Genomic DNA, 13,576 nt, shown 5'->3' on the forward strand with positions numbered 1-13,576 from the left:
TCGGCACATGGGGTGTGTCGGCCGATCGCGCGCGCGGATGCGCTCAGCGCACCTTACGGATGGCCAGGATGGAGAAGCAGCCGATGACGGCGCAGGTGATTGAGATCGGGAAGACCAACGAGTAGCTACCGGTGCGGGTTACCACGAAGGAGGTGATGATCGGGCCGCACATCTGACCGAAGGTGGTGGACATGTTGAGGATGCCCAGGTCCTTGCCGGCCGTGTCCGGGTTGGGCAGCACATCCACGTTGAGGGCCTGGTCCACGGAGCCGTATACGGCGTAGCCGAAGCCCGCGATGGCGGCGAACAGGTACATACCCGTGGTAGTCGGCATGATCCAGGGCATGGCGACTCCCAGGGCGAAACACAGGGAGGCCATGACCACCGGCACCTTGCGGCGGTGCAGCAGGTCGGAGAGCGGTCCGCCGATGAAGCCTCCCGCCAGGCTCACCACCAGGATGATCGTGTTGGTGAGTGCGACGGTGGATGCGACCTGGCCGGCGGACAGGTCCAGGTAGTCCTGGATGATGTAGAGCTGGTAGGCGTTGATCATCTGGTAGGAGATGAGCATCGTGAAGCGACCGAAGAACGCCTTGTAGAAGTCGCTCGCGCCGTGGGTGGGCGGAATGAAGGAGCGGGCCAGGTCGGCCAGGGACTGGCCCGCCGGCGGCAGGTCGGCGGCGGAGCGTTCCCGGGGCCACAGCGCGACGGCGACGATGCCGGAGATGCCCATGAGGATGCCGCCGACTACGAAGCCCGAGGTCGCCGCATAGCCTCCGGTGATGAAGGAGGCGCCGATGATGGCGCCGAGCGGATAGCCCATCGCTGCGCCCACGCCCCAGAAGGTGGACATGGTGCCGCGGATCGTCTCCGGCACGCGGTCGGACAGCACGGCGACCGCCGGGGCGAGCATCATGTTCAGGCCGACCATGCACAGGCAGTAGTCGAGCGTGAGCAGCTTGGTGTTGCCGATGATTCCGACGGCGAAGAGTGTGACCCCGCCGACGACTCCTCCCCAGACGACCCAGGGGGTGCGGCGGCCGAGGCGCGACCGGGTGCGGTCGGAGAAGTTTCCGAAGATCAGGTTGGAAACCAGTGAGACGACGGCCGTGATTGCGTTGATGGTGCCGAGAAGTGCGTCGGGGTTGTCGACTCCCAGGTCCTTCAGGCGCTGAGGCAGGAGCACCGAGGCGATGATGCTCAGGCCGACTGCCCAAAGAACGGAGATGAGGAGGAAGCCGGCGCCGAAGCGCACCATGGTGCTTCGCTCAAGCGGCAAGCCGGTGTCGGGGGCGAGGTTGGAGGGCGCCGAGGTGTCTTCCTCGGCGGGGGACGCGGGCTGCTGTGCCATGTGCGTGGACCCTTTCATTGAACGGCGGTGTTCACCAACACGGTTACTTACTACTTAGTAAGTATGCCGGGAAGATTAATCCCCGTTCGCGGCGGTTGTCAAGAGTTGCCCAGCGCTTGCGAGCGTGCCCGGCGCTCTGCGCGCCGCACCGACGTCGGCCCGTGCGGCCTCCGCGCGCCGACGCTCCCCGAGTCGATTTCCGCCGTCGGCCCGCGGCTGCCCGGCCCGATATCACAGCGGACGCTGACCGCCGTTGGTGCTCGCATGCGGAAGTCTTGACCCATGCGCCTGACCGACGACCTCAAGGACCTCGCCTCCGTCCCGGACTTTCGGACGCTGCTCGGCGTCCGACTGGTGTCCCAGACCGGCGACGGCATGGTGCAGGCGGGACTGGCCACCCTCTTCTTCTTCCAGCCGCAGAACATGACCACCGCCGCCGGCGTGGCCGCGGCCCTGGTGGTCATGCTGCTGCCCTTCAGTGTGGTCGGCCCCTTCACCGGGCCGTTCATCGACCGCTGGCGCCGCCGCCAGACCCTTCTGTACGGCAACCTGGCGCGCGCCGGCGTGATCGCGCTGACCACGCTGGCGCTGCGCGCCTGGGGCATCGGGCCGGCCGTCTACGTGCTCGTGCTGGTGGCGCTGGGCATTAACCGCTTCCTGCTGTCGGTCCTGTCGGCGGGGCTGCCTCAGATCATCGACCACCAGCGCCTGCTCACCGCCAACTCGATCGTGCCCACCCTGGGCGGCGCCGCCACCGCCATAGGCGCCGTCATCGGCTTCGTGCTGCGCCTGGCGCTGCCGGCCGGGACCGCCCAGGACACCGCCAGCCTGCTGACTGCCATGGTGCTGTATGTGCTGGCCGCAGGCGTGGTCACTCGGCTCGGCGCCGACCAGCTCGGCCCGGAGCATCCCGCCGCAGCCGGGCTCGGCACCGCGCTCGCGGCCACCGCCGGGGACCTGGCCAACGCCGTGCGCTACCTGGTGCGTCGCGGCACGCCCGGCCTGGCGCTGACCACCATGGCGCTGCACCGCTTCGTGTACGGCATGCAGGTGATCACCATGATCCTCACCGCCCGCAACCTGCTCGCCGCCCCCGCCGACGCCGACACCGGCCTGGCCATCTTCGCCACCCTGATGGGTGCCATGATCGCCGGGCACGGCCTGGCAGTGGTGCTCACGCCGATCGCCCACGAGCGCGTGACGCCGTCGACCTGGATCGTCATATGCCTGCTGGGAGGCAGCGTTGGGCAGTTGGTCCTAGTGGCCACCCACCAGCAGGCGGCCATGACGGTGGGGATCTTCGTCTTCGGCATCGGCGTGCAGGGCGCCAAGATCGCCGTCGACACCATTGTCCAGGGCGACACCGCCGACGCCTACCGCGGCCGCGCCTTCTCCATCTACGACGTGCTGTTCAACACCGCCGAGTGCGTTGCGGCGGGGGTGGCCGTGCTGGTCATGCCCGACGTCGGCTGGTCGCGGCCGGTGCAGGTGGTGCTGGTGGTCTTCGTGTGGTGCGTGGCCCTGACCTACCGGGCCGGTGTGCGGGCGCTGAGGGGCCGCCCCCGCGAGGTCGTCGGCCTGCCCGGGCTCGCCTGACGGTGCGCTCCAGAGGCGAGAGGCGTAAGTGAGGGTGGTCCAGGCGTGATCTTTGCGAGACACTTGCAGGGTGAAGCGCGTCCTTGTCACCGGCGGTGGTGGCTATCTCGGAGCGAACCTGCTGCCGCGTCTGGTTGCGGCGGGCTGGATGGTGCGTGCCATGGAGCCGTACCCGCCGGGCCCTGACGCCAACCCGCAGGCAGGTGTTGAGTGGGTCACCGGTTCCGTCCTGGACGAGGCGGCTCTTAGCGAGGCGATGGCGGGCTGCGACGCCGTCGTCCACCTCGCCGCCCGCATCTCCCTGCGCCGACGAGACCCCGTGGCCTGGCGGCTGAACACCCGCGGCCCGGCGCTGGTGGCGGCCGAGGCGCGCCGACGGGGCATCCGCATGGTGCACTGCTCCTCCGTCCACGCCCTGGACTGCTCTACGGGGGGCACCCTCACCGAGGATGCTCCGCTGGCCGGGGCGGACCGCCCGCTGTACGACCGCTCCAAGGCGGTGGGGCAGCGGGCGGTGCTGGCGGAGGTGGCGCGGGGACTGGATGCGGTTGTCTGCCTGCCCACCGGGATCATCGGACCCGTTGACCGCGCGGGTTCGCGGGTGAATAGGCTGATCCTCGCCGCCGCACGGGGTGCCCGGCCACCGGTGGTGTCCGGAGGCTTCGACTGGGTGGACGTGCGGGACGTCGCCGTCGGCATCGCGGTCGCCCTTGACTGGGGCAGAGCGGGCCGGTCCTACCTGCTGAGCGGCACGCGTGCGCAGATCGCGACCCTGATGTCGCTCGGCGCGATCCTGGCTGGACGGCGGCCGCTGCGCGTGGTGGTTCCGCTGGAATGGGTGCGGCCGCTGGCGCCCTTAGGGGAGCTGATGGGGAGTCGGCCCGGGACCGACATCTTCACCCCGGCCGCCCTCGGCGCCCTGGCCGAGTACCCGACCGTGTCCAGCGCTCGGGCACGTGCGGAACTAGGCTTCCTGCCGCGGCCGCTGGCGATGACCGTGCGGGACCTGCTCGACTCAGCAAGCATCAAGACCCTCGCCTGAGCGCCGTGCGGTTGGGGGACGACGACGGTTCGTCTCCTAGCACAGACGCTTCGCCACTTCGCGGGGTAGGTGCATGAATCGGTCGTCGTTGGTGACGAACCGTCGGGCTTCGCACGCCGCCCCCAGGAACCCCAGTCTCCCCTCAAGCAGGGTGGCGAAAAGGCTGCGCCACAACTACCGCTCTCGGTGCGTCACTGGTGCCGACCTCACCACTGCTACCGATCTCGGCACGTAAGTTCTACCGATCTCGGCGGTTATATCGACCGACCTCGGTGGTGAGGGGAGGGTGGTTAGCTCTCCCGGGAGCGCAGCCGGGCGCGGCCCAGCAGCTTGCGCAGCTCATCAACCCACAGCACCAGCGAGGCCATACCGACGGCCACGCCCCAGTGCACCAGGTCCAGGCTCGCCGTGGAGAAGGCCCGCTGCAGCAGCGGCACCTCCACCACCGCCACCTGCAGCACCACCCCCAGGGCGATCGCCCCCCACAGCCACTTGTTGACCAGCAGGTGGCGGAAGGCGGAGACCGTCTCCGAGCGCGAGTTCACGGTGTTGAACAGCTGCGCCAGCACCAGCGTGGTGAAGGCGGCGGTGCGGGCGGTGGTCAAGTCGTCCACGCTCAGGGAGGTCTCGATCAGCCCGCCGGGCAGGAAGATGTCGAGCGTGCCCAGCGTCACCGCCGCCATGACGGCCCCCACCAGCAGCACCCCGCGCCACATGGCGGCGTCAATGACCCGCTCGTCCGGGCGGCGCGGCGGCCGCCCCATGACGTCCTCCACGCTCGGGTCCACGCCCATGGCCAGCGCCGGGCCGGAGTCGGTAATCAGGTTGATCCACAGGATCTGGGTGGCCACCAGCGGCAGCACCACCCCGGACTCGCTGTGCCCGGCGAGCCCGATCACGCCGGCCAGCACGACGCCGCCGAACACCGTGAGCACCTCACCCATGTTGGACGACAGCAGGTAGCGCAGGAACTTGCGGATGTTGTCGAAGATCCGCCGCCCCTCGCGGATGGCGGACACGATGGTGGCGAAGTTGTCGTCGGCCAGCACCATGGCGGCGGCCTCCTTGGTCACCTGCGTGCCGGTCACCCCCATGGCCACGCCGATGTCGGCGGCGCGCAGGGCGGGGGCGTCGTTGACGCCGTCGCCGGTCATGGCCACCGTGTGCCCCTGCGCCTTCAGGGCCCCGACGATCCGCAGCTTGTGCTCCGGGGCCACCCGCGCATACACGTTCACCTTCCCGACGGCGGCGGCCAGGGCGGCGTCGTCCATGCCGGACAGCTCCCGGCCGGTCAGCACGCGTGCCCCCGGTGCGGCGATCCCCAGGTCCGCAGCGATGCGCCCGGCGGTGGCCGGGTGGTCGCCGGTGATCATCAGCACCCGCACGCCCGCGCGGTGCGCCTCGGCGACGGCGGCGGCCGCCTCCGGGCGGGGCGGGTCGATGATCCCGACGACGCCGGCCAGCGTGAGTCCCTGCTCCAGGTGATCGAAGACGCCGTCGGTGCCGGCCTCGGCGACGGCGGCCGCCTCGTCCGCACCCAGCGTCCGGTACGCGACCCCCAGGGTGCGCAGCGCCCGGCCGGACATGTCCGCGATATGCGCACCGAATTCCGCGCGCGCCTGCGCATCCAGGGGCCGATCCACATCCCCCACGCGCACCCGGGTGCAGCGCTCCATGAGCACGTCGGGGGCTCCCTTGGCCATCAGGATGGTGGTGCCGTGCTTGGCGTCCGTGTACAGCACGCTCATGAGCTTGCGCTCGGAGGTGAAGGGCACCATGCCGACGCGGGTGAAGCGGCCCTCCCGGCTGCCCTGCGTGCCGAGCTTCAGCTCGGCGACGAGGAAGGAGCCCTCGGTGGGGTCACCGACGACGGTCCACACCCCGCCGTCCTCGGCCAGCTGAGTGTCGGAGGCCATGGCCCCGCCGGACAGGACGACGGTGACCTCCTCGCGCAGCGCCCCGGTCAGCGGCTCGCCGTCGGGGTGGCCGTCGCGGTCGGCGTCGGGGGCGACGTGCCCGTTGGGCTCGTAGCCGATGCCGGTGACCACGGTGGCTCCGGAGGCGGTGACCACCTCCTGGATGGTCATCTCCGAGCGGGTGAGCGTGCCGGTCTTGTCCGAGCAGATCACGGAGGCCGAGCCCAGGGTCTCCACGCTGGTCAGCTTCTTGACCACGGCCTGGTGCAGCGCCATCCGCTGCACGCCCAGCGCCAGCACCACCGACAGGATCGCGGGCAGCCCCTCGGGCACGGCCGCTACCGCCAGCGACACCCCCAGCAGCAGGGCGTCGATGATGGACTGGGCGGTCCGCTCCGGGGTGAGTGCCAGCAGGGTCGCCACCACCACGACGGCGATCGCCACCACGATCCCGCCCAGCAGCTTCGAGACGCGGGTGATCTCCCGCTCCAGGGGGGTGGCCTCGTCCTCGACGGCGTGGAGCATCTGGGCGATGGCGCCCATCTCGGTGGCGCCGCCGGTCGCCGTGACCACGGCCTGCCCGGAGCCCTGCGCCACCGAGGTGCCCCGGTAGACCATGGCGGTGCGGTCCGCCAGTTCGGCGTCCGCGGCGACGGCCTCGGCGCTCTTGGACACGGCATCGGCCTCACCCGTCAGGGAGGACTCGATCACCCGCAGGGAGGCGGCGGAAAGCAGCCGCGCATCGGCGCCCACCTGGTCCCCCTCGCCCAGGATCAGCACGTCCCCGACCACCAGCTGGGCCGAGGGGATGACGAGGCGCGCCCCGTCCCGCAGCACCGTGCTGGATGCCCGCGTCATGGCGGACAGGGCGGCGACGGCGTCGGCGGCCTTGTTCTCCTGCACGAAGCCGAGGACGGCGTTGAGGGTGATTACGGCCAGGATCACCAGGGAGTCCACGGGCACGCCGTGCGCGCCCTCCAACACCCAGGCGACCGCCGAGACGACGATGGCGATGATCAGCAGGTAGACCAGCGGGTCGGCGAACTGGGCGAGGAAGCGCCGCCAGGCCGGCACCGGCGGTTTGTGCGGCAACTCGTTGGGGCCGTCTGCGGCCAGGCGGCGGGCCGCCTCTGCGGCTGTCAGCCCGGAGGCGGGATCGGTGCCGAGCGCCGCCGCGACCTGGAGGCCCGGAATCGACCAGGGCTGCGTTGGTGGCGGTGGGGCGGGGGCGGTCATGTCTGCGGTCACGCACATATCCCACCAGCGCCGCCGGACGGCGTCGAGCGCCGTTCGCCGCCAGCGCCGGTTCAGGGCGATCCCAACCAAGTCCCAGCACCCGCCGAGACGACGGCGAGAACGTTGCGTAGTGTGCGTCAAGGTGCGCGCATGCGCCCGCCGCCGGTGGCGGGCGAGCACCCGTGGGGACGGAATAGACGCATCTGACAGGCGGAACAGTGGCCCCGGGACGCCTGAACGTGATGTGATGAAGCCGGACGAAGCTGCGTAGAGGAAGAGGAGCGCATGGCAGACTCCGCGAATCAGGGCGGTGCCCGCCCCACCGGTCGGAAACTCGCCCAGGCGGCCAACGCCGGGCGGGTCAGCAAGCCGCGCAAGGCCAAGAGCCCCAAGCCGCGGAACACCAAGCGGCCCGCGGGCCGGCCCGAGCAGGCCGACGGGGCGGCGTCGGGGCGGCGTCGGCGCCTCAACTACCCGCGGGCCGGCAAGGGACCGATCCGCCGCTGGCTGCCCAGCTGGCGGTTCCTCCTGGGGAGCTTCCTGCTCCTGATCGTGATGGCGGTGGCGGGCTTCGCCGTCGCCTACGCCATGATCAAGGTGCCTGAGCCCAGCGAGTTCGCCCAGGCGCAGACCACCACCGTCTACTACGCCGATGGCAGCACCGTCATGGGTGAGTTCGCCGAGGTGGACCGGGAGATCATCGATGCGACCCAGCTGCCCGACTACGTGGGCAACGCCGTGGTCGCCTCGGAGGACCGGTCCTTCTACTCCAACAACGGCATCGACCCCAAGGGCATCATCCGCGCCTTCGTCAACAACATGCGTGGCGGCGCCCTCCAGGGGGCCTCGACCCTGACGCAGCAGTACATCAAGAACTACTACGTGGACACCACCAGCTCCTACGCCGGCAAGTTCAAACAGGCCATCATGGCCATCAAGATCGACCGCGAGATGAGCAAGCAGGACATCCTCGGCTCCTACCTCAACACGGTCTACTTCGGCCGCGGCGCCTACGGCATCGAGGCGGCCTCACAGGCATTCTTCGGGCATCCGGCCTCCGAGCTGACGGTATCCGAGTCGGCGCTGCTGGCCGGCATCCTGCCCTCGCCCAGCGCCTGGGACCCGGCCCTGGACCCGGATCAGGCCGCCGCCCGCTGGCAGCGCGTCCTGGACTACATGCTCGAGGACGGTTACATCACCCAGGAGGAGTACGACTCCGCCGAAATGCCCGAGACGGTCGCCACGCAGACGAAGGAGACCTACGGCGGCCCCACCGGCTACCTGCTGCAGCTGGTGCGCGCCGAGCTGGAGTCCGACGCCGGCCTGGAGGCGGAGGACATCGACACCGGCGGCTACAAGATCGTCACCACGATCGACAAGAAGGACCAGGACGCCGCCGTCGCCGCCGTCCAGAACCTGCCCGAGGGGGCCTCACCCAACCTGCGTGCGGCCCTGGTGTCCATCGACTCCTCCACCGGTGGGATCCTGGCCCTGTACGGCGGCGAGGACTACCTGACCAACCAGGTCAACTCCTCCACCGACGCCGTGGCCCAGGCCGGCTCCACCTTCAAGCCCTTCGCGCTCGTGGCCGCCCTGGAGAACGGGGACACGCTCGCCAACGGCTACAACGGCGACTCGCCCATGACCATCGACGGGGCCACCTTCCAGAACTACCAGAACGTCTCCTACGGCTGGTCGAACCTGATCAAGGCGACCACCTACTCGATCAACACCTCCTACCTGCAGCTCAACCGGGACGTCGGTCCGGAGGTGACCAACAAGGTCGCGGTGCGCGCGGGCTACCCCGAGGACACCCTCGGGCTGGACGCCTACGTCCAGAACGTGCTCGGCTCGGCCTCGCCGCACACCCTCGACATCGCCACCGCATACGCGACCTTCTCCGCGCAGGGCACCAAGCACAAGACCCACATCGTCAACACGGTCACCAACTCCGCCGGGTCGGTGGCCTACACCGCCTCCACCGACGGGGAGAAGGTCTTCTCCGACGACGTCATGGCCGACGCCACCTACGCCATGCAGCAGGTGGTCAACTCCGGATCCGGCACGACGGCGCTCGCGCTGGGGCGGCCGGTGGCCGCCAAGACCGGCTCCTCCTCGGACAACAAGTCCGCCCAGTTCGTCGGCTACACCCCCCAGATCGCCACGGCGGTCACCCTCTACCAGACCGGGGAGGACGGCTCGGAGGAGTCCATTACCCCATGGGGCTACTACGGCGAGATCACCGGTTCGACGTACCCGGCTGACATCTTCACCGAGTACATGACCACGGCGCTCGCGGACCTGCCGATCGAGTACTTCCCCGACCGCACCGCAGCCTCCTACTACCCCGGCGGCCTGTACGGCACCCCCGCCCCGGTGGCGCCGGCGGAGGACAACACCGGCGCCGTCGAGGAGGCCACCGAGGAGCCCACTGTGGAGGCCACCGAGGAGGCCACCCCGGCTCCGGTCGAGCCGACGCAGGAAGCCAACGATGACAACAGCACCGGTGGTACGGACCAGAACGACAACTCCGGGGGGAACTCCGGCAGCTTCGGCGGCAACAACTCCGGGAATGGCAATGACGGTTCCGGTGGCGGTTCGGACGACTCCGGTGGCGGTCCCAACGATCCCGGCGGCGGTTCAGAGGGCGGCGGCGACTCCGGTGGCGGACAGGGCGGCCTTGGCGGCCAGTAGCCTCCCGCCCTGGCCGGAACGGCGCGTGGCGCACCGCACGCCGGGCGGCGCCGTCGTCGCCTTTCAGCCGAGCGGCGCCCTCGGGTATGGTGGCGGGCGGACTGCCTCGCCCGTGCACGCACCCGTGTGTGCGGCGGCGCGGTCGCACGCATCACCCTCCTGTCACGGAGAGACCGTGACCGCTTCAGACCAGAGGAGGTGGGTACTAAGCATGCGTCATTACGAGATCATGATCATCCTCGCGCCCGAGACGGATGAGCGCACCATCGCTCCTACGCTCGAGAAGATGCTGCAGGTCGTCCCCAGCAACGGGGGCACCGTTGACAAGACTGACATCTGGGGCAAGCGCCGCCTGGCCTACGACATCAAGAAGAAGTCCGAGGGCATCTACGTGGTGGTTGACATGACCACCACGCCGGAGATCGCCCAGGAGCTCGACCGCCAGCTCGGCCTGAACGAGTCGGTGCTGCGCACCAAGCTGCTGCGCCCCGAGGCCTGAGCGCCGAACCGGAACGGAGACAAGCAATGGCCGGCGATACCGTCATCACGATTATCGGGAATCTGACTGCGGACCCCGAGATGCGTTTCACGCCCTCGGGGGCGGCGGTCGCCTCCTTCACCATCGCCTCCACCCCGCGCAGCTTCGACCGTCAGGCCCAGGAGTGGCGGGACGGGGAGACCCTGTTCATGCGCTGCTCGATCTGGCGCGACGCCGCGGAGAACGTGGCCGAGTCGCTGACCAAGGGCACCCGCGTGATCGCGCAGGGCCGGCTGGTGCAGCGCTCCTTCACCACCCGTGAGGGCGAGAACCGCACGGTGGTGGAGATGCAGGTGGACGAGATCGGCCCTTCGCTGCGCTACGCCAAGGCGCAGGTCACCCGCCAGCCCCGCGGGGGCGGCCAGGGCGGCTTCAACCAGGGCGGTCAGGGCGGCGGCTACAACGCCGGCCAGCAGCAGGGCGGCTACCAGGGCGGCGGCCAGCAGGGCGGTTACAACGCCGGTCCTCAGGGCTCCCAGGGCGGTTACAGCCAGGGCGGCCAGCAGGGCAGCTACAACGCCCCGGCCGGCGGCGCCCCGGATGACCCCTGGGCCACCGGTGGCACCACCAGCTTCGGCGACGAGCCCCCGTTCTGATCCGCGTCTCCAAGCAGCATTTCCTGCAACATCCTTTTTCACCCGGCCCGGCCGGGTACGTGGGCGCCGGATTCGCCCACGCCAATCTCGCAATAGACCAACGGGAGCCACGCGGCGCCCGACCCAAGGAGTACCACCATGGCGAAGCCCCAGCTTCGTAAGCCGAAGAAGAAGATCGCACCGGTGAAGGCCATCAAGGTCGGCACCATCGACTACAAGGACACCGCCACGCTGCGGAAGTTCATCTCCGACCGCGGCAAGATCCGCGCCCGCCGAGTCACCGGCGTCTCCGTGCAGGACCAGCGCAAGATCGCCAAGGCCATCAAGAACGCCCGTGAGATGGCCCTGCTGCCCTACACGAGCTCGGCCCGCTGATAGGAGGCGCGCATCATGACCACCAAGCTCATTCTCACGCACGACGTGACCAACCTCGGCACCGCCGGGGAGGTCGTCGAGGTCAAGGACGGCTACGCCCGCAACTACCTCGTCCCCCGTAAGCTGGCCACCCCGTGGACCAAGGGCGCCCAGCGCCAGATCGACCAGATGGCCGAGGCGCGCCGCAAGCGCGCCATCGACTCCCTGGAGCAGGCCCAGGAGGCCCGCGCCTGGCTGTCGGGCAATGTCGTCACGGTGAGCGCCGTCGCCGGTGAGAACGGCCGCCTGTTCGGCGCCGTCAGCACCGCGCAGCTCGCCGACGCCGTCAAGGAGGCCGGTGGCCCCGCCATCGACCGCCGCAAGATCGAGCTGACCCGCCCGATCAAGTCCACCGGTCGGCACAGCGCCTCCGTGCGCCTGCACACCGACGTCGTCGCCCCCCTCGAGGTCAACGTCGTCGCCGCCCGCTGAGCCGGGGACACCACACGCCGTAGCCGGCGCGCCAGGAGGCGCGCCGGCTACGTCTTTGCGCGTGCGCGGAGCGGGATGTCCCAATCCGGGACACTTCATGTGTTTGCGGGGTCGCGGCGGAAGCCGTTGCGCCCTACTACGGCGGCCGTATGCGAGTGGTTGTAGCAAACCGACGGCTCCGCGCCTCGCCGGTCAGTGCCGCCAGGCGTCGCTGCGGGCGCGCAGCCCGGTGACCAGGGCCCGGGTGCCCATGAACACCCAGGCGAAGGCCACCCACAGCCACAGCAGGCCATCGCTTCCGCCGGTCGGCCAGCCATGCGCGACGACGACGGCGAGCGGCAGGTAGGGCACCAGGGTCGCCATCTGCGCACCCGCCAGATAGCGGCCGTCGCCCGCCCCCATCAGCACCCCGTCGAACAGGAAGACGGCGCCCGCCAGCGGCATGGCCCCGGCGGCGACCAGCAGCGCCGGCCGGGCGGCCGTGATCACCGCGCTTTCGGAGGTGAATAGGTACGGCAGCCACGGGCTCGCGGCCGCCAGCACCACGCCGATCACCGCCCCCGCGGCCACGCCCCATGCCAGGCAGCGGCGCAGCACGGCGTCGACCGTCGGGCCGTCATGCGGCACCGTCGGTACGGCGGGTGCCCGCGGGGCCGTCGAGGAGGGAGCCTGGGGCTCGGCCGCACCGGCACGCGAGCCCGGGGCGGTCGGCGCAGCGGCTGGATCCGCGGATACCTGCGCTGCCCGCTCGGCCTCGGCCCGGCCCAGCGCGGTCCCCACCAGCGCCTGCGCGGCGATGGCGAGTGCGTCCAGGGCGAAGGCCGTGAAGTTCCACAGCGCGCTGACCACCTGGTGCGCGGCCAGCGCCGTCGCGCCCAGGGCGGTCGCCGCCCAGACCGTGGCCAGGATTGCCGCCCGCAGCGAGAGCGTGCGCACCAGCAGCGGCGCGCCCGCCCCCAGGGAGGCGCGCAAGCCCGCCGCCCGCGGCGACAGCGGCACGTCCGCCGCCCGCGCCGCCCCCACAACTGGCCGCAGCAGCGCCACCGCCATGCCGGTCTGAGCGATCGCGGTGCCCAGGCCGGAGCCGGCGATCCCCATGCCCACGCCGTACAGCAGCGTCGCGTTCAGGGCGACATTGGCGGCCGCCCCGACCGCGGCCACCACGAAGGGCGTGCGCGTGTCCAGCAGGCCCCGCAGCGTGCCCGTGGCGGCATACACCACCAGCATGCCCGGCAGACCCGCCGCAGAGGCCCACAGATAGGCGACGGCGGCGTCGGCCACGGCGCCGTCCGCGCCCATTACGCGTACCGCCCACGGCGCCCCGCCGGCGAGCAGCACTGCCGCCGCCAGACCCAGCAGCGCCCCCAGCCAGGCGCCGTCGATCCCGGCCTGCAGGCCACCGACGCGATCGCCGGCGCCGAAGCGGCGGGCGGTGGTCGCCGTCGTCGCGTAGGCGAGGAACACGAACAGGCCCACGAGCGTGGTCAGCAGGGTGGAGGCCAGCGACAGGCCCGCGAGGCTGCCCGCGCCCAGGTGGCCCACCATGGCCGAGTCGATCAGCACGAACAGCGGCTCGGCGACCAGTGCTCCCAGGGCGGGGACGGCCAGGGACAGGATCTGCCGGTTCAAGGAGGCCGGTGCCGCTGGTGGACGGGCCGGCGTCGGGCCGTCGGGCGGCTTCGCATTGGTCGCGGGGGCTGACGAGTCGGGCACGCAGAACTCCATCCGGGTCGGGCGGGCAAGTGTCTCATGCACGGCTGA

General features: G+C 70.7%; 10 protein-coding genes. 7 read left to right on the top strand and 3 right to left on the bottom strand.

Going from position 1 to position 13,576, the window contains the following annotated elements; translation table 11 throughout:
- Positions 1-43 precede the first annotated feature (43 nt).
- Positions 44-1,351 carry an MFS transporter gene (locus BLR49_RS03795; protein ID WP_092533692.1) on the bottom strand — a complete coding sequence of 436 codons (1,308 nt, stop codon included), beginning with the start codon at positions 1,349-1,351 and terminating at the stop codon, positions 44-46.
- Positions 1,352-1,633: 282 nt separating this feature from the next.
- On the opposite strand from BLR49_RS03795, the gene BLR49_RS03800 reads away from it, so the two are divergent.
- Entirely contained in the window at positions 1,634-2,947 is a 1,314-nt protein-coding gene (locus BLR49_RS03800; protein ID WP_092533695.1) for an MFS transporter, read from the top strand.
- 70 nt (positions 2,948-3,017) lie between these two features.
- Positions 3,018-3,989, top strand: a complete 972-nt coding sequence (locus tag BLR49_RS03805) for an NAD-dependent epimerase/dehydratase family protein (protein WP_176765767.1) — start codon at positions 3,018-3,020, stop codon at positions 3,987-3,989.
- Positions 3,990-4,279: 290 nt separating this feature from the next.
- Here BLR49_RS03805 and BLR49_RS03810 read toward each other — a convergent pair whose 3' ends face one another.
- Complete coding sequence (locus tag BLR49_RS03810; protein ID WP_245690404.1) at positions 4,280-7,153, bottom strand: cation-translocating P-type ATPase; 2,874 nt, start codon at positions 7,151-7,153, stop codon at positions 4,280-4,282.
- A gap of 273 nt (positions 7,154-7,426) precedes the next feature.
- Between BLR49_RS03810 and BLR49_RS03815 the strand changes: the two genes are divergently transcribed.
- The 5 genes from BLR49_RS03815 to rplI all read left to right on the top strand — a co-directional run bounded on the left by BLR49_RS03815 (position 7,427) and on the right by rplI (position 11,815).
- Entirely contained in the window at positions 7,427-9,835 is a 2,409-nt protein-coding gene (locus BLR49_RS03815) for a transglycosylase domain-containing protein (protein WP_092533704.1), read from the top strand.
- Positions 9,836-10,046: 211 nt separating this feature from the next.
- Positions 10,047-10,334 carry a 30S ribosomal protein S6 gene (rpsF, locus tag BLR49_RS03820; RefSeq protein WP_092533707.1) on the top strand — a complete coding sequence of 96 codons (288 nt, stop codon included), beginning with the start codon at positions 10,047-10,049 and terminating at the stop codon, positions 10,332-10,334.
- Between the two features lie 26 nt (positions 10,335-10,360).
- On the top strand, positions 10,361-10,969 hold the full coding sequence (locus BLR49_RS03825; protein ID WP_092533710.1) for a single-stranded DNA-binding protein: 609 nt from the start codon (positions 10,361-10,363) through the stop codon (positions 10,967-10,969).
- Positions 10,970-11,107: 138 nt separating this feature from the next.
- Entirely contained in the window at positions 11,108-11,344 is a 237-nt protein-coding gene (rpsR, locus tag BLR49_RS03830) for a 30S ribosomal protein S18 (RefSeq protein WP_073333345.1), read from the top strand.
- 15 nt (positions 11,345-11,359) lie between these two features.
- A complete protein-coding gene (gene rplI / locus BLR49_RS03835; protein ID WP_092533719.1) occupies positions 11,360-11,815 on the top strand; it encodes a 50S ribosomal protein L9 in 456 nt (151 codons plus the stop codon).
- A 192-nt stretch (positions 11,816-12,007) separates the two neighbouring features.
- On the opposite strand, the gene BLR49_RS03840 is transcribed toward rplI, so the two are convergent.
- Positions 12,008-13,444 carry an MATE family efflux transporter gene (locus BLR49_RS03840; RefSeq protein WP_245690416.1) on the bottom strand — a complete coding sequence of 479 codons (1,437 nt, stop codon included), beginning with the start codon at positions 13,442-13,444 and terminating at the stop codon, positions 12,008-12,010.
- Positions 13,445-13,576 lie beyond the last annotated feature (132 nt).

This window comes from Actinomyces ruminicola, assembly GCF_900103885.1.
Taxonomy (GTDB): Bacteria; Actinomycetota; Actinomycetes; order Actinomycetales; family Actinomycetaceae; genus Actinomyces; species Actinomyces ruminicola.

Excerpts from the sequence above, each read along its gene's own strand:
- BLR49_RS03795 (WP_092533692.1), bottom strand. The coding sequence starts at position 1,351 with ATGGCACAGCAGCCCGCGTCCCCCGCCGAGGAAGACACCTCGGCGCCC.
- BLR49_RS03800 (WP_092533695.1), top strand. The coding sequence starts at position 1,634 with ATGCGCCTGACCGACGACCTCAAGGACCTCGCCTCCGTCCCGGACTTT.
- BLR49_RS03815 (WP_092533704.1), top strand. The coding sequence starts at position 7,427 with ATGGCAGACTCCGCGAATCAGGGCGGTGCCCGCCCCACCGGTCGGAAA.
- rpsF (WP_092533707.1), top strand. The coding sequence starts at position 10,047 with ATGCGTCATTACGAGATCATGATCATCCTCGCGCCCGAGACGGATGAG.
- BLR49_RS03825 (WP_092533710.1), top strand. The coding sequence starts at position 10,361 with ATGGCCGGCGATACCGTCATCACGATTATCGGGAATCTGACTGCGGAC.
- rpsR (WP_073333345.1), top strand. The coding sequence starts at position 11,108 with ATGGCGAAGCCCCAGCTTCGTAAGCCGAAGAAGAAGATCGCACCGGTG.
- rplI (WP_092533719.1), top strand. The coding sequence starts at position 11,360 with ATGACCACCAAGCTCATTCTCACGCACGACGTGACCAACCTCGGCACC.